The sequence below is a fragment of the Pseudomonas sp. BCRC 81390 genome, assembly GCF_030341915.1.
GTDB lineage: Bacteria > Pseudomonadota > Gammaproteobacteria > Pseudomonadales > Pseudomonadaceae > Aquipseudomonas.
Genome location: NZ_JATAAG010000034.1, coordinates 267,167 through 282,330 on the forward strand (window position 1 = coordinate 267,167; position 15,164 = coordinate 282,330).

The 15,164-nt window shown below is 63.8% G+C and carries 17 protein-coding genes and 1 pseudogene; 8 read left to right on the plus strand and 10 right to left on the minus strand.

Features of this window, described 5'->3' with window-relative positions:
• Nucleotides 1-53 precede the first annotated feature (53 nt).
• The 4 genes from QSV36_RS14140 to QSV36_RS14155 all read right to left on the minus strand — a co-directional run bounded on the left by QSV36_RS14140 (nt 54) and on the right by QSV36_RS14155 (nt 4,071).
• Entirely contained in the window at nt 54-653 is a 600-nt protein-coding gene (locus tag QSV36_RS14140; protein ID WP_289132501.1) for an START domain-containing protein, read from the minus strand.
• An 88-nt stretch (nt 654-741) separates the two neighbouring features.
• On the minus strand, nt 742-1,578 hold the full coding sequence (locus QSV36_RS14145) for a bifunctional allantoicase/(S)-ureidoglycine aminohydrolase (RefSeq protein WP_289132503.1): 837 nt from the start codon (nt 1,576-1,578) through the stop codon (nt 742-744).
• A gap of 136 nt (nt 1,579-1,714) precedes the next feature.
• Nucleotides 1,715-3,076 carry an LLM class flavin-dependent oxidoreductase gene (locus QSV36_RS14150; RefSeq protein WP_289132505.1) on the minus strand — a complete coding sequence of 454 codons (1,362 nt, stop codon included), beginning with the start codon at nt 3,074-3,076 and terminating at the stop codon, nt 1,715-1,717.
• Between the two features lie 14 nt (nt 3,077-3,090).
• A complete protein-coding gene (locus QSV36_RS14155; RefSeq protein WP_289132507.1) occupies nt 3,091-4,071 on the minus strand; it encodes an aliphatic sulfonate ABC transporter substrate-binding protein in 981 nt (326 codons plus the stop codon).
• Between the two features lie 248 nt (nt 4,072-4,319).
• Between QSV36_RS14155 and QSV36_RS14160 the strand changes: the two genes are divergently transcribed.
• Nucleotides 4,320-4,991 (plus strand): TetR/AcrR family transcriptional regulator, encoded by a 672-nt coding sequence (locus QSV36_RS14160; RefSeq protein ID WP_289132509.1) that lies wholly within the window; start codon nt 4,320-4,322, stop codon nt 4,989-4,991.
• Nucleotides 4,992-5,021: 30 nt separating this feature from the next.
• On the opposite strand, the gene QSV36_RS14165 is transcribed toward QSV36_RS14160, so the two are convergent.
• Nucleotides 5,022-6,029 carry a GlxA family transcriptional regulator gene (locus QSV36_RS14165; RefSeq protein ID WP_289132534.1) on the minus strand — a complete coding sequence of 336 codons (1,008 nt, stop codon included), beginning with the start codon at nt 6,027-6,029 and terminating at the stop codon, nt 5,022-5,024.
• Between the two features lie 161 nt (nt 6,030-6,190).
• On the opposite strand from QSV36_RS14165, the gene QSV36_RS14170 reads away from it, so the two are divergent.
• On the plus strand, nt 6,191-6,661 hold the full coding sequence (locus tag QSV36_RS14170; RefSeq protein WP_289132511.1) for an FAD/FMN-containing dehydrogenase: 471 nt from the start codon (nt 6,191-6,193) through the stop codon (nt 6,659-6,661).
• 104 nt (nt 6,662-6,765) lie between these two features.
• A complete protein-coding gene (locus QSV36_RS14175; protein ID WP_186685698.1) occupies nt 6,766-6,978 on the plus strand; it encodes a PLD nuclease N-terminal domain-containing protein in 213 nt (70 codons plus the stop codon).
• Nucleotides 6,979-7,027: 49 nt separating this feature from the next.
• Here the strand turns inward: QSV36_RS14175 and QSV36_RS14180 are convergent, their stop codons facing one another.
• Nucleotides 7,028-7,348: a Mic19 family protein gene (locus tag QSV36_RS14180; protein WP_289132514.1), complete on the minus strand. Its 321-nt coding sequence runs from the start codon at nt 7,346-7,348 to the stop codon at nt 7,028-7,030.
• Nucleotides 7,349-7,539: 191 nt separating this feature from the next.
• Here QSV36_RS14180 and QSV36_RS14185 point away from each other — a divergent pair, with 191 nt between their 5' ends.
• Together QSV36_RS14185 and QSV36_RS14190 are read left to right on the plus strand one after the other, a co-directional pair.
• Nucleotides 7,540-7,950 carry a RidA family protein gene (locus tag QSV36_RS14185; protein WP_289132516.1) on the plus strand — a complete coding sequence of 137 codons (411 nt, stop codon included), beginning with the start codon at nt 7,540-7,542 and terminating at the stop codon, nt 7,948-7,950.
• An 88-nt stretch (nt 7,951-8,038) separates the two neighbouring features.
• Nucleotides 8,039-8,911 (plus strand): DMT family transporter, encoded by an 873-nt coding sequence (locus QSV36_RS14190; RefSeq protein ID WP_289132518.1) that lies wholly within the window; start codon nt 8,039-8,041, stop codon nt 8,909-8,911.
• Between the two features lie 92 nt (nt 8,912-9,003).
• Here the strand turns inward: QSV36_RS14190 and QSV36_RS14195 are convergent, their stop codons facing one another.
• Complete coding sequence (locus QSV36_RS14195) at nt 9,004-9,255, minus strand: hypothetical protein (protein ID WP_289132520.1); 252 nt, start codon at nt 9,253-9,255, stop codon at nt 9,004-9,006.
• Between the two features lie 130 nt (nt 9,256-9,385).
• On the opposite strand from QSV36_RS14195, the gene QSV36_RS14200 reads away from it, so the two are divergent.
• On the plus strand, nt 9,386-10,045 hold the full coding sequence (locus QSV36_RS14200; protein WP_289132522.1) for a VIT1/CCC1 transporter family protein: 660 nt from the start codon (nt 9,386-9,388) through the stop codon (nt 10,043-10,045).
• Here QSV36_RS14200 and QSV36_RS14205 read toward each other — a convergent pair whose 3' ends face one another.
• Nucleotides 10,046-10,291, minus strand: a complete 246-nt coding sequence (locus QSV36_RS14205) for a hypothetical protein (protein ID WP_289132523.1) — start codon at nt 10,289-10,291, stop codon at nt 10,046-10,048.
• Nucleotides 10,292-10,560: 269 nt separating this feature from the next.
• Here QSV36_RS14205 and QSV36_RS14210 point away from each other — a divergent pair, with 269 nt between their 5' ends.
• Complete coding sequence (locus tag QSV36_RS14210; protein ID WP_289132525.1) at nt 10,561-12,006, plus strand: DUF3300 domain-containing protein; 1,446 nt, start codon at nt 10,561-10,563, stop codon at nt 12,004-12,006.
• Complete coding sequence (locus QSV36_RS14215) at nt 12,003-12,896, plus strand: DUF2950 domain-containing protein (RefSeq protein ID WP_289132526.1); 894 nt, start codon at nt 12,003-12,005, stop codon at nt 12,894-12,896. The genes QSV36_RS14210 and QSV36_RS14215 overlap by 4 nt, the downstream gene beginning before the upstream one ends.
• A gap of 21 nt (nt 12,897-12,917) precedes the next feature.
• On the opposite strand, the gene QSV36_RS14220 is transcribed toward QSV36_RS14215, so the two are convergent.
• Together QSV36_RS14220 and QSV36_RS14225 are read right to left on the minus strand one after the other, a co-directional pair.
• Entirely contained in the window at nt 12,918-13,667 is a 750-nt protein-coding gene (locus QSV36_RS14220) for a DUF6708 domain-containing protein (protein ID WP_289132527.1), read from the minus strand.
• A pseudogene (locus QSV36_RS14225) lies at nt 13,664-15,164 on the minus strand (hypothetical protein); the annotation flags it as partial. The gene QSV36_RS14220 and the pseudogene QSV36_RS14225, both read right to left, overlap by 4 nt.

Here is a 15,164-nt window from a genome sequence, read left to right on the forward strand (position 1 = left end):
GGCGGCTCTCCGGCAAGCATTTGCCGGGGCGCTTGACTACCGCGAAGTGGGCCTCATGGCTGACGCTCGGCCACGGCCCTCAGGGTTCTGAGGGTTACCACCGGCGCATCCACCACGAACCGATTAGCCAGCCAACCCGGCACATCCCCTGCCGGGTCGGCTTGCAACTGGTAGATCACCTCGGTCTTGCGCTTGCCCAGCGGCTTCATGATCCACTCGCCCGACAAGTGCTGCACGCGGATCAGCCCGGGCTCTTCGGGCAAACGGCCCGGCTCGGCGCTGAGGTGCCGCACCAAGGTACCGTCGTCAAGCTGCTCGGTGGTCACCTTCAGCACGATGTCGCGCGGCATTGTCGGCCATGGCAGGTCGGTGGTCAGGTACACCCAGGTATCGGCACCGTTCACTTCCAGCAGGCGCATCTGGGCGCAGGCATACAGCCATTTGCAGGCGATCCGCAGGTTCTCCTGCAGGTCGGTGAGCGTGCGCAGGCTGGCTTGCATGGTACTGACACCACGGAATTGCTGGTACGGCGAATCGGCAACGCCACTCAGGTACACGCGAATGCCTTCGCGGTCGTAGGCCAGGTCCCAGTCATCGGCGGCCAGGGCGGGGGGACAGAGCAGCAGGGCGGCGAGCAGCAGGCAGCGGTTCATGGCGGGCACCGCGCGGGGATGGAAGTTTCAGTATGCGCGGCAAACAGAAAGCCCGCCAGATTGGCGGGCTTGCGGGGGCAGCCTGGGCTTAGCGCTTGGGGTTCAGCGTCAGGTGCACGTGGCGGTTCACGTCCTTGTACAACAGGTAGCTGAACTTGCCTGGGCCGCCGGCATAGCAGGCTTGCGGGCAGAAGGCGCGCAGCCACATGAAGTCGCCAGCTTCCACTTCGACCCAGTCCTGGTTCAGGCGGTATACCGCCTTGCCTTCGAGCACGTACAGGCCGTGCTCCATCACGTGGGTTTCGGCAAACGGAATCACACCGCCCGGCTGGAAGGTGACGATGTTCACGTGCATGTCATGGCGCATGTCAGCCATGTCGACGAAGCGGGTGGTGACCCAGCGGCCTTCGGTGCCCGGCATTTCGATGATGGTGGCGTTGTCACGGTGGGTGACGAAGGATTCTGGAACGTCCAGGCCCTCGACCTTCTGGTAATGCTTGCGCAGCCAGTGGAAGGTGACGTTGGCCTTGCTGTTGTTGCGCAGGCTCCACTCGGCGCCCGGGGCCAGGAAGGCATAGCCGCCCGGAACCAGGGTGTGGTGCTTGCCTTCGACGGTGATGTCCAGTTCGCCTTCGACGATGAACACCACGGCTTCGGCGTTCGGGTCCAGCTCAGGGCGCTCGCTGCCGCCTTCCGGGGCGACTTCGACGATGTACTGCGAGAAGGTCTCGGCAAAACCGGTCAGCGGGCGGGCGATGACCCACATGCGCATCTTGTCCCAGAACGGCAGGTGGCTGGTGACGATGTCACGCATCACGCCCTTGGGAATGACGGCATAGGCTTCGGTGAACATGGCACGGTCAGTCAGCAGCTCGGTCTGAGCCGGGTGCCCACCGTGGGGGGCGAAGTAGGAATGATTCGACATGGACGATCTCGACTTGTTGTTCTCTCCCCATGCCGTGAACCGCACCGGCCGGCGCGGCGCAGGGGATGTGGCGACAGCATAGGGGCGAGTGCGTGCCATCCACAAATTAAATGTTGGAATACCCGGTATTTGCCAGCTAAATGCTGACCTGGCGGCCAGCGTGCGCTTCCGGCAAACGGTCACCCTGGCCGAACAGCTTGTGCCGCAAGCTGCCTTCGGCATAGCTCAGCGGGTAGCGGCCACGCCGTTGCAGCTCGGGTACCAGCAGCTCGACCACCTCGGCGAGGTCGTCCGGTTGTACGGCGTAGGTCAGGTTGAAACCATCGATGCCGGTCTCCTCCAGCCAGCTTTCCAGCTGGTCGGCGACTTCGCCGGCCGCGCCGACCAGCACCGGGCCACGGCCACCCAGGCCGACAAACTCGGCGGCCTCGCGCACGCTCCAGCGGCGGTTCGGGTCGGCCGCGGTGAAGGCGGCCAGGGCTGCACGGCCGGCATCGTTCTCGACATATTCGATCGGCGCATCGGGATCGAGGCCGGCAAAGTCGATGCCGGTCCAGCCCGACAGCAGTGCCAGGGCGGCGTCCAGGTCCACATAACGGCGGTACTCGGCGAAGCGTGCTTCGGCTTGTTCCCGGGTGGGGGCGACAATCAGCAGGGCTTGGGCGTAGATCAGCACGGCGTCATGGCCACGCCCGGCGGCCTCGCTGGCCTGGCGAATGCCGTTGGCGTAGCGGCGCAGCACCGTGGGCGTCGGCCCGCTGATGAACACGCATTCGGCGTGGCGCGCCGCGAACTGCTGGCCGCGCGGCGAAGCGCCGGCCTGGAACAGCACCGGCGTACGCTGGGGTGACGGCTGGCACAGGTGCATGCCGGGCACCTGGAAATGCTCGCCTGCATGCTTGATAGGGTGCACCCGGGATGGCTCGATGTACCGCCCGCTGTCACGCTCCAGCAGCACCGCGTCTTCGTCCCAGCTTTTTTCCCACAGCTTGTACAACACCTGCAGGTATTCCTCGGCCAGGTCGTAGCGCTGGTCGTGGCCCAGCTGCTGCGCCAGGCCCAGGTTCCTTGCGGCGCTGTCGAGGTAGCCGGTGACGATGTTCCAGCCGACCCGGCCGTTGCTCAAGTGGTCGAGCGTGGACATGCGCCGGGCGAACGGATAGGGGTGTTCGTAGGTGAGCGAGAAGGTGACGCCAAAGCCCAGGTGTTCGGTAACCCCGGCCATGGCCGGGACCAGCAGCAGGGGGTCGTTGACCGGCACCTGCACGCCACCGCGCAGGGCAGCCTCGGGGCCGCCCTGGTAGACGTCATAGATGCCCAGCACATCGGCGATGAACAGGGCGTCGAACAGGCCGCGTTCGAGCAGGCGAGCCAGGTCGGTCCAGTAATCCAGGCGGTTGAAGTTCACACTGGTATTACGTGGGTGGCGCCACAGGCCGGGCGACTGGTGGCTGGCGGCGTTCATGCTGAAGGCATTGAAGCGGATCGGGCGGGGCATGCTGTGGGCTCCGTTCAAGGCAACACGGAAGCCGGGTAGACCGCGTCGGCGACCTGCAGCTTGTGCGGAATCAGGCCCAGGCCCTGGAAGGTATCGGCCAGCTTCTGCTGCTCGGCCACAATCTGCGGAGTGATCGCCACGGCGTTATAGTTGCGCCGCTCACTGGCCACTTGCAGGACGTTGGCGTTGATCCCCAGTTGCGGCGATAGCAGCGCGGCGACTTCGGCAGGCTTGGCGTTCGCCCACTGGCTGACCTTGCCCAGTTCGGCAAAGAAGGTTTTCAGCAGGTCGCGGTGCTGATCGGCGAAGCTGGCGGTAGACAGGTAGAAGGTGCGGTTGTTCGACAGGCCGCTACCGTCGCGCAGGTTCTTCAGGCCGGGCTGGCTTTCGGCTGCAGCCAGGAACGGGTCCCACAAGGTCACGGCCTGGACGCTGCCTGATTGCAGGGCGGCCACGGCATCGGCGGCGTTGTTGACGTAGGCCGGGGTGATGTCACGGTAGCTGAGGCCAGCCTGCTCCAGGGCAACGGCCAGCAGATACTGGGCATTCCAGCCGCGGCCCGTGGCAACGCGCTTGCCTTTGAGGTCGGCGACGCTGGCCAGCTGGTCCTGCTCGCGCACTACCAGGCCGATGCCACGCGGGTAGGGTTGCTCGGCAGCCAGGTACACCACCGGCTTGCCTGCGGCCTGGGCGAACACCGAAGGTGCATCGGCAGCGTGGCCGAGGTCGATGGCACCGGTGCTCAGGGCTTCGAGCAACTGCGGGCCGGCGGCGAATTCATGCCAGCTGACGGTCACACCTTGGGGGGCCAGGGCCTTCTCCAGAGCACCGCTGCCCTTGAGGATGTTGATACTGTTGAACTTCTGGTAGCCGATGCGCAGGGTCCTGGTGTCATCCGCCAGGGCTTGCGACCAAGGCAGCAGGGCGCTGGCGACACTGGCCAGCAGACCGCCGAGCAGCAGGCGGCGCAGGGGGGAAAAAGCACGGGCGGGCATGGGCATTGCTCCTTGAGTCGGTAGGGAAACGGTGCGCCCAGACTAAGGAGCTGGCGTTAGGCTTTCAATTTTTATATTCCATTTCGTTAGAATGTTTAGTCATTTACATATCATTTTGTTTTATGTGAGGAATGCCCGGCGCGGCAATTGTCTGGACAGCGGCTGGCCGCCGTAGCCACGGCGCGCTTCCCTGCATGGCCCCGCTCACGGATAATCCGGGCAATCCAATAAACAGCCTGTGAGTGGGTATGAGTGATTCCGTAGTCAGCCTCGGCCAGCCTGAAATCGAAGGGGCGCGCAAGACGCGCAAGAACAACCCCGAGAAAACGCGTGAAGACATCCTTCAGGCCGCCATCCACGAGTTCGTCCAGCAAGGGCTGGCCGGCGCCCGTGTTGATGCCATCGCCGAGCGCACCGCCACCTCCAAGCGCATGATCTACTACTACTTCGGCAGCAAGGAGCAGCTGTACTGCGAGTGCCTGGTCAAGTTGTACGGGGATATCCGCAAGACCGAGCAGAGCCTGGACCTGGAGTCGCTGCCGGCCGAGCAGGCGATCCGCCGGCTGGTGGAATTCACCTTCGACCACCACGACCGCAACGTCGACTTCGTGCGGATCATCTGTACCGAGAACATTCACTATGGCGAGTACGTGAAGCAGTCGCCGGCAATCCGCGAAATGAGCAGCCTGGTGCTCGAGGCGCTGGGCAATACCCTGCGCCGTGGCGTCGAGGAGGGGGTGTTCCGCGCCGGCATCGAGGTCATCGACCTGCACATGCTGATGAGTTCGTTCTGCTTCTACCGGGTGTCGAACCGCCATACCTTTGGCGAGATCTTCCAGGTCGACCTTTCCGCTGACGAGGTCAAGCAGCGCCACAAAGCCATGATCTGTGATGCCGTACTGCGCTATATCCGCGCCTGAGCGGCATTTTCGCGTGGCTTGGGCGGCCCGTCATTCGCCCAGCCGCTGCTCACGCGACGGCGGGTAGCCGAAGTACGCCGCATAGCATTTGCTGAAGTGCGACACCGAGACGAAACCGCAGGCCACTGCCACCTCCATCACCGACAGGTCGGAGTACTGCAGCAGTCGGCGGCTCTTGGTGATGCGCAACTCCATATAGTACCGCCGCGGCGAGGTGCCCAGCTGGGCCTGGAACAGGCGGTCGATCTGCCGCCGCGAGCGCCCGCTGTAGGCAGCCAGCTGGTCGAGGCTGAGGGTTTCCTCGAGGTTGTTCTCCATCAGCTCGACGATGGTGCGCAGGTGCAGGCTCATGGATTTTTTCGCCCCCGGGCCAACCTGGCGGTAGCGGGCGCCGGAGAACGACAGGATCTCTTCGACGCCCTCGGCCAGGCCGTCGCCATACAGCCGGCGCACCAGGCCCAGCATCAGCTCCATGGCGCCATTGGGGCTGGCGGCGCTGAGGCGGTCGCGATCGAGGGTGAAGCTGGCCGGGGTGATGCGCGTTTGCGGGCTGCGTTCACTCAGGCTGGCGCGCTGCTCGGGGTGGATGCTGCAGCCGTAGTCGTCCAGCACCCCGGCGCGGCCAAGGAACCAGGCACCATTCCACAGGCCACCCAGGGCCATGCCGTGGCTGGCGCAGTCGCCCAGCAGGCGGTCAAGTTCCGGGTACTTCAGCGGGGTGCGCAAGCCGCCGCAGATGACCAGCAGGTCCAGTTCTTTCAGCGCCTCGGCGGACACCTCGGTGGCCACCAGCTCCAGCCCCAGGTCGCTGAGCACACGGTCGCCATCCAGCGACAGCGGGGTGAAGCGGAAGCTGTCGGCGCGCAGCAGGTTGGCCGTGACCAGCACGTCCATGGCCACGGTGAAGCTGGCCATGGAAAAGTGTTCGAGCAACACGAAATCGACCCGATAGGGGGCCTGGGCATTGGCGCTGGTGGACTTCAGACGCAGCATGTTGCTGGTACTGGTCTTCTTGCTGAACTGGCGTGGCGTGGGCACTCTGGACTCCGCTACCGGGCTGGCCTGGAGAGTGTGGCGGGTGGCCGCGGGAAAGACAATCTTGCAGGTGGTGCTGGCATGTTCGAGGTCGTGTTCAGGCAAGCTGTCTGGCCTGGCCGGTTATCGTTATGCTGATGTTCCCGCTACTGAGGATGCCCTTGATGAAATACGCCGCTGCCCTGTTGCTCTGCCTGGTGCCACTGCTGGCCAATGCCCTGCAGCCTGGCGAAAAGCTCGCGCCGTGGACGTTGCTCGACCAGTACGACCAGGCCTACAGCCTTGATGCCGGCACGCATATCCTGCTGGTAGCCCGCGACATGGACGGTGCCAAGCTGGTCAAGGCGGCGTTGGCCGACCTGCCCACGGGTTACCTGGAAGCGCGCGATGCGGCATTCGTCGCCGACATCCAGCGCATGCCGGCGCTGATCAGCAAGCTGTTCGCCATCCCTGCCATGCGTGACTACCACTACCGGGTGCTGCTCGACCGTGATGGGCGGGTAGCCAGCCGCTATCCCGGGCAGGATGGCCAGGTGCAGTGGCTGCAACTGGAACAGGGCAGGCTGGTGAGCCAGCAGGCGTTTGCCGATGCAGCGGCGTTGAAGGCGGCGCTGGAGACCGCACCACGGCACTGAAACCTGTCTGGGGCGGCCTGCTGGCAGGCAAGCACAGGCAAATCAATCTGAACCCTTGGCGTCCGCCGAAACCCAAAGCAGTACATGCCATTGGGAGGATGCTCATGGAAATCGGAACGATCTGGTTCATCGTCGCCATGTTGGTGATCGTGCTGGAAATCTGGGCCATCTGGCACATCATCGGCAGTGACCGGCGCGCCGAGCGCAAGATGCTGTGGGTAGTGTTCGTGGTCTACGCGCCATTCCCCGGCCTGCTGTTCTGGGCCTGGCGCGGGCCGCGGGCGGTGAAGGGCAGGGCGGTGCTGGAGGAGAAATGACCCTGGGCGGCAACCAGGCGCGGGGGCGCCTGGTTGCCCTGCCCTGTGGTCAGGGCACGATGCTCAAGCGGATGGCTGAGCCAAGGCCATCGACCATCAGGCTGCCGTAGAATTTCACACGTGACAGCAGCCGAAGGCGCTTGAGTTCCTCGCGGATACGCTCACGAATCTGCCGCTCGGCTTCGTCCAGACGATCGCTGGTGGTGCTGTGGTAGAGGTGAACCACGCCGAGCAGGGTTGTTTCGATGTGCTCCACGGTGTCCCAGCCAAGGTTTGCGCGCAGGTGCTGGCGGGCCGTGGCAGCATCAGCCTCGTCGTCGGGGTGATGCGGCTTGATGGTGTAGGCAAGTTGAAAGTTGTGTCTGGTCATGGATATGTCCTTGTTGCATGCAGGCCTCCGTGCCGGGATCTGCAATCTAGCGACTGCTCGCCATTGTGCAAACAGACGCGTGGTTCATCGAGACGCGCGCTCTGTGTGAAACGTCCTACGCGGGGCCGCTTGACCTGAAGCTGACTTGAGGTCCGATACTGCGCAGCTCTTTCCTTAATCGAGGGCTTACCGTGACCCGTTCAAGCGCATTCCAGCTGAGCAACCCCGAAGCTTTGTACGACCCCAGTGGCAATGCCTACTCGCATGTTGCCGAGGTGCGGGCGGGCAGCCGCCTGCTGTTCATCGCCGGCCAAGGCGGGGAGGACCGCGAGGGACGGCTGTCACCCTTGTTCGCCGAACAGGCGCGGCAGGCACTGGCCAACCTGGAACTGGCCCTGGCCTCGAAGGGGGCCGGCCTGGCTCAGGTGTGCAAGCTGACCCTGCTGATCGTCGCACACAGCGAAACGCGCCTGCGGGAGTGGGTAGCCGAGGCCGACAGGGCTTGGGGCGGGCACATGAAACCGACCTGCACGCTGATACCGGTACCTCGGCTGGCGTTGGACGGCATGCTGGTGGAGATCGATGCGGTGGCCGCGCTGTAGCGCCAGGGACGCGCGTTGTTGTATACCGGTGCCGGGCCTGGCAGCCTCGCACCATGACAACAACAGCGCTTTCAGAGGTGACCACACCATGAGCACCGGCACCACCACGCTTGACCGCCGCAAGGCCCGACCCTGGCTGTGGGCCGCGCTCTTCAGCCTGGTGGCCTTCGCCGCCAACTCGGTGTTCTGCCGGCTGGCGCTGAAGGATGGGGCCGTCGACCCGGTTTCGTTCACCGTGTTACGCCTGGCCAGTGGCGCTGCGTTTCTGCTGTTGCTGATCCGCCTGCGCAGACCGGCACTGGCCATCGGTGGTAGCTGGCGGGGTGGGCTGGCACTGTTCCTGTACGCGTTCCTGTTTTCCGCAGCCTACCTGCAGCTGGGCGCCGGGGCAGGGGCCTTGCTGCTGTTCGGCGCGGTGCAGATCACCATGTTCGGGTTTGCCTGGTACCAGGGCGAGCACATCACTGCGCGTATGCTCTCGGGCATGCTCGTCGCTTTTGCCGGGCTGTTGCTGCTGCTGTTGCCCGGGGCCTCGGCGCCGCCCCTCGCCAGTGCCTTGTTGATGGCCCTGTCGGGTGTCGCCTGGGGTATTTACTCGCTGCTGGGCAAGGGCTCGCCGAGGCCGCTGGCCGACACGGCGGGTAATTTCGCCCGAAGCCTGCCGTGCCTGGTATTACTGGCGCCGATGCTGCTGCTCGGCACTGATGTCCACCTGACGGCGGTAGGCTTGATGTATGCCCTGGGCTCTGGCGTGCTGGCTTCCGGGGCCGGTTATGCCGTGTGGTACGGCGTGGTCAGGCAGGTCAGTGCGCAGCAGGCGGCGACCCTGCAACTGAGCGTGCCGGTGATCGCGGCGCTCGGTGGGGTTGTGCTGGTCGGTGAACCGCTGTCGTTGCGCTTGCTGACGGCCAGTGTCGTGGTGCTTGGCGGGATCGCCCTGGCGCTGGTACCACGGCGCTGAAAGAAACGGCCTGCGGCCTGGAGCCGGGGCGTGCTGTCGCGATAGCTGCTGATACCTATACTGGTTCAAGCTGCCTCGTATTGCTGGCCATTTCAGCCTTGGTTCGAACGCCCAGTGTCGCTGGCTTCGGTAACCACCGGCAGGTTGTCGGCACGCTGGATGGCCCGCCGTTGCTGCTCGTAGTCGTCCAGCGACAGGCCGCGACGTTGCAGCGCTTCGAGTTGCAACTGACGGGTTTCCTCCGCGCTGTATGGGCGCAGTTCCGGGTGGCTGGCACAGCCGCTGGCAAGGGCAATGGCAACAACGGCAAGGGTGGCGCAAAGCAGGCGGGCCAGGGTGTTCATCGGGTAGCTCCAGGAACCGGTGGGGTGAAGGTCAGGTCGATGGAGCCAGGGTATTCGGCCAGGCCACTGGACAGAAATTGCCGTTCTCGATAGTGACTATCGATGGTTCCAGCGGAACCGGGAGGGCGTGATGGGCCAAGACGAGCAAGCGCGCAAATGGGGTGTGCTGGAGCCGATCGACCGGATTACCGAAGTGATCTTCGGGCTGTTGATGGCCATGACCTTCATCGGCTCGCTGAGCGTCGCCACGGCGGGGCGCGAAGATGCCCGGCTGATGCTGATTGCCGCGTTCGGCTGCAACCTGGCCTGGGGCCTGGCCGATGCGGTCATCTACCTGCTGCGCACCTGGACCGAGCGCACCCGCAGCCGTACGCTGCTGGCCCGCATGCAGGCCGACGAGGGCAGCCAGGGGCGCAGGCTGATTGCTGCCGCGTTGCCGGCGCGCATCAGCCTGGCGCTGGATGAGGACGGCCTGGAAGTGTTGCGCGAACGCATGCTGCGGGATGCCGCCCGCCCCATACCGGCACGCCTGGGCGTGGATGACTTCAAGGCTGCCCTGGCCACGTTCCTGCTGGTGGTGCTGGCAACATTCCCGGTGGTGATACCGTTCCTGCTGATCGACACCACCGCCACGGCCATCCGCGTATCGCACCTGGTGGCCCTGGCCATGCTGTACCTGGCGGGCTGGCTGCTGGCTCGCTACTCCGGTGGTCGGACCCAGTTGACCGGGGTCGTCCTGGCGGCTGTCGGGGCGTCATTGATCCTGGCCATCATTGCCTTGGGCGGTTAATCAGTACTTGATGTCCCGGGCGCGTTCGCGGCCTTGTTGCTTGGTATGGCGTTTGTCCTGGCGGCATCCAGCGTTGCTTTGCTGGTCGGCGTAACGGCAGTCCTGTTTGGTCTGGCGTGCGTCCTGACGGGTTTCCTGGCGCACGTCGCGGGCCTCGCGGCGCCGCTCGGCACGGTCGGTAGCCGCCCAGACCGAGGAACATAACGCGGCCAGCGTGATGACGGCGATGAGGCGGGGCGTGTTCATCGGGGCGGCTCCTGTCTGAACGTTATGCGTCATGGCTGTACCCGCTCTTCAGCAGGCAGGGCGCTACGCGAACACGCCTTGCATGAAGCTGGTGCGCAGCGAAGGGCCGGTACAGGACAATTACAGTTGGCAACCAGGCCGTTGGATAGATTCAAAAGCAGCAACCGTCCTCACCCTTAGAGTGCAAAAAGTTTGCGCTCCATCAGGTGGCTAAAGGCAGTGTCATTGCTACCCTTAAGCCACGCGGTCTGACCTGATGGGGAGAAGCGATGCGCATGCCATTGTCTGCGGTCTTGTCGGCGGTCCTGTATCTGAGCGCCATGCCCGGCCTGGTGCTGGCGGAAGACGTACCCGCCCCCGACCCGGCACCCCAGTCCGACACGGCCGCGGCCAAGGACCCGGTGTTCACCCAGGAGCAACTGGACCAGATGCTCGCGCCTGTCGCCTTGTACCCGGATGCCTTGCTGGCCCAGGTCCTGATGGCAGCCACCTACCCGGGGCAGGTCAGCGAAGCGGTGAGCTGGTCCAAGGCCAACCCCAAGGCTTCAGGTGACGATGCGGTCAGAAAAGTGGCGAACCAGCCTTGGGACCCGAGCGTACAGGCCTTGGTCGCCTTTCCCCAGGTGCTGGCCACGCTGGGCCAGGACCCGGTCTGGGTGCAGCGCCTGGGCGACGCCTTCCTCGCCCAGCCCGACGATGTCATGGGCGGCGTGCAGCGCTTGCGTCACCAGGCCCAGGCCGCTGGCAACCTGCAGAGCAACCAGTACCAGAATGTGACCGTCCAGGCGGCACCGGCGCCGGCCTCCAGCAGCACCCAGGTGGTCGCGGCCAGCAGTCCGCCCACCACCATCATCATCGAACCGGCCGACCCGCAAGTGGTGTACGTGCCCAGCTACAACCCGACCACCACCTACGGCACCTGGGCCTACCCGGCCTCGCCACCGCCGTATTATCCGCCACCGCCGATGTACTACCCCGGTTCCGCGCTGGTTGCCGGCCTGGCCTTCGGTACCGGCGTGGCGATCGTCGCCTCGCTGTGGGGCGACTGCGACTGGGGCAACAATGACATCGACATCGACGTCAACCGCTACAACAACATCAATGCCAACAACCGCATCAGCAACAACCAGAACAAATGGCAGCACAACGCCGCCAACCGCGACGGCGTGCCTTACCGCGACGCCCGCAGTCGCCAGCAGTATGGTCGCCAGCTCGACGGTGCCAGCCAGCGTACCGCCTTCCGTGGCGACGATGCACAGCGCGCCCGGGCCCGCGACCAAGCGCGCGCCTCCATGGACCGGGCCGGCATCGAACGGCCGGCCACCAGCAACCGCCAGGCCCGCCAGCAGATGCGCGAGGCGCAAGCAGGCAATACGCCTGGCAACCGCATGCAACCTAGGAACGACACCTGGGCAGCCGAGCGTCGTCAGGAAACCCGCAGCACCCAGGCCCGCCAGCAGAACAACCAGGTGAACCGCAGGCAGGGTGAAGGCCAGGCGCGACAGGTAGCGCAGAACCGGCCTGGCAGCAGCGCCGGTCGGGCCCGCAACAATGCCTTTGATGGCGTGCGTGCGCCGACGCGCACCAATCTGCAGGCCAGCCGTGGTCGCACCAGCCAGTCGCTCGCCCAGCGGCCGGGCGCCTCGCGTGCCACCGGGCACACGATCTCCCGGCCCAGTGCGCCTGTACGTCGCGGGGGAGGAGGCCGTCGATGAACCGTCAACCGATAGCGGCACTGGTAATCGCGGTCGGCATGATCTGGTCAACCCTGGTTGCGGCGCAGGAAGCCTTCCCGACACCGGAAAAGGCCGTGGACGCCTTCGTTGCGGCGCTGGGCGAAGCGAAACCCGATGAAGCCCGCCTGGCCCAGCTGCTGGGCGATGACTGGCGTATCTACATACCGCGCGGTGGTGTGCAACGCAGTGACGTGGACACCTTCCTGGAGCAGTATCGCGCGCAGCACAGCATCGACAGGACGGAGGATGGCAAGGCCGTCCTCGCGGTGGGCAGCGCGCACTGGACCCTGCCGATCCCGCTGACGCAAGGCAGCCAGGGCTGGCGCTTCGACCTCAAGGCCGGCAGCGCCGAAATCCGCGCGCGGCGCATTGGCCGCAACGAACTGGGGGCCATGCAGTCGCTACTGGCCTACCACGACGCGCAGATGGACTATGCCACCCAGGACCATAACGGTGACGGCGCCCTGGAGTATGCGCAGAAGATTTTCAGCGAGCCCGGCAAGCATGACGGGCTGTACTGGGATGATGACGGTGACGGGCAAGTCAGCCCGCTGGGCCCGCTGTTTGGCCAGGACGTGGTCGGCGATGCCTGGTATGGCTACCACTTCCGCATCCTCGACGGCCAGGGCCCGTCCGCCCCCGGTGGCGCCTACAGCTACCTGATCGGCAAGCACATGAGCCGCGGTTTTGCCATGGTCGCCTGGCCGGCGAAGTACGACGACAGCGGGGTGATGAGCTTCATGATCAGCCATGACGGCGAGGTGTTCGAGAAAGACCTCGGGCCGAACGGTGACCACCTGGCCAGGCAGATGAAGCGCTTCGACCCGGATGACAGCTGGAAGGTGGTGGAAGTGCCGGCGGAGGATTGAGCGATCGAGCCCCATGCCAGCTCAGGGCGCGGTTCGCGATTCCAGGTCCATGTCGGCTGGCCAGTTCACCTTGGGGGCCAGGCGTAATGCGATTTCATACCACAGCAGATCATTGTGGTCCTTGTGTTCGCCGGGGGGCGGCAGGGCTGAAGGGCCTTGTTGCATGTAGGTGCAGATATAGGCCCAGGCGTACTGGTCGGCGCCCATCGTCACCAGAGGGAAACGGTCGATCACATTGTTTGTGCCGGGCACGACGATGGAAAGTGTTACCCCCCATTTTAATGGACTGGTCCGGGACCATCGCTCGGCGCGCACTTGCGACCACTCGTAACTGACTGGAACGACTTTGCCTTTGTCGAATGGGTTCCACCATTGATGTTTGAAATTGTAGGCGTAGATTTTATGGCGCGCCCGGTTGAAACGGATGGGTAGATCTCTGGGTGGGGCAAGATCAGCACGGAACAGGATAATGCTGCTCCATGAATACAATGCATACATGAACCCTAGCAGGAGGACACTCTCAAGATCTGTTAGGTCCGTATGGTTGATCATCCAAGGGAGATCGCTCAAGGCCCAGATAAGATAAAGAAGCGTCAGTGCCGAAACTACACCACGGTATGCCATTGCTGAGCGAGGTATTTCGAGATAGATGTCATCTTGGTGGTTTGGCGTCTGGTTTCCCAGGTTGGGCTGTAAAAGTGTTGAGTCGCAAGGCCCTGGCAGGTCTTCTTTCCAACCAGGACAGGGGGGGACGAGTGCTGGCCCACTCATTGTATATCATCCTTGCTGGCACGAATGTCACTTTCCTTCACGCTCACTTGAGCGTAGATCGTCGGGTCATGGCGGTCGGGCCAGTAACTAAGATCTAACTCAAAGGCTTGGATGGTGTGATGGTCGGAGAGTGGCAGCGATCCCTGGATGCTGACACCTCCCGTCCTTTCGTCCAGCTTTATCAGGGGTTGCATATCGGACATGCTTGAGAAAAGGTCTATAGGCTCTTCATTTTTTGCATTCAGTTTCATAGGAGACGAGCTGTCAGCTGATAATTCAACTATTTCAGCGTGTCTGCCTCCGCGGTGCAGGCGCAGACGCCATTGATAATGTGAAAGGCGTTGGTTGAAATCAGGGATGCGGATAAAATAATTCAGTCTGAAACTGGCCGGCACCGCGTTACCGTCACTGATGGATACTGTTGTTTCAGCGTCTCGGTGAATAGTGTGACTAAGGTTGAACTGTATTTGAATCGAGACCTCCGCTTCCAGGCCGAGGATTGCAGCGTTAAGGGCGCCAATAGCAGTGTCCATATCAGTGTCGGCCTTCCACTGTCGAAATGATCGAGGCAGTCCCCACCTGCAATTTCTGGCCCAAAGTTCTAATGCTGAAGACTCTCTGCGCTTGGCTGCAGTTGCAAGCAAATAGGCAGCAACACCTAACATAATGCTTATGCCTATTGGGCCAAGTAACGCACCGTAGCCAAAAGCGGCCGAGACTCCAAAGGCTGCAGCCCCGTATGAGGTGGCACTTGCGAACCGGTAGAGTTGAGCCGCGGGGGTATCTCCTATCCGCTCGGATCTGGCGCTTGCGTATGTGTAATGAGCTCCGTCCATGACGCCAGCAAGCGCCGCAATGCCGGAACCAAATCTTGCAATACCAGTCCCCAGTGAAATGGTGGTTACCGTCCCGGGCCACGGTATCTTCGGGCGTACCACGGCAACAACACCCCCAGCCGCTTCTACACTGCTACCTAACAACCCAAGCGACGAAGACCAGATCGCCGCCAGCGCTTCCGGGTTGTGCTGATGCGTTTCCTGCAACGCCCGATAGTTCCTGCCCAGGCTGTCCTGATGAAACCACAGGCTGCCCAGGGCAAACAGCAGGCCGGCGCTGCCGCCACTGGCGGCGGCATCGCGCAGGCTGCGCATGGCGTCGCTGGCCACGCTTTGCGCGGCCAGTGAACTGATCTTCAAGCCATCCGTGACCTGTGTACGCAGCGTACCCGCACCTATCGCGATATTCCGTACCAGCGCCCCGACACCACCGGCTGCTCCCTCCCGCAGCTGTACCAGCCGCGCCTGCAAGCGCTCGGCGTTTTCGAACGTCCACAGCACTACCTCGATCATCTGGTTGCGATTGCCCGGTGTGGCGATATTGATCGCCCCGCTCAGCACCATGGCCCGCACCTTGCGCCCCAGGGGATCGCGAAACTGCTGGTCGATCCGCTGCAAGAACGCCTCGGTGCGGGCCTGCACGGCCTCGTCGAGCAGGCTC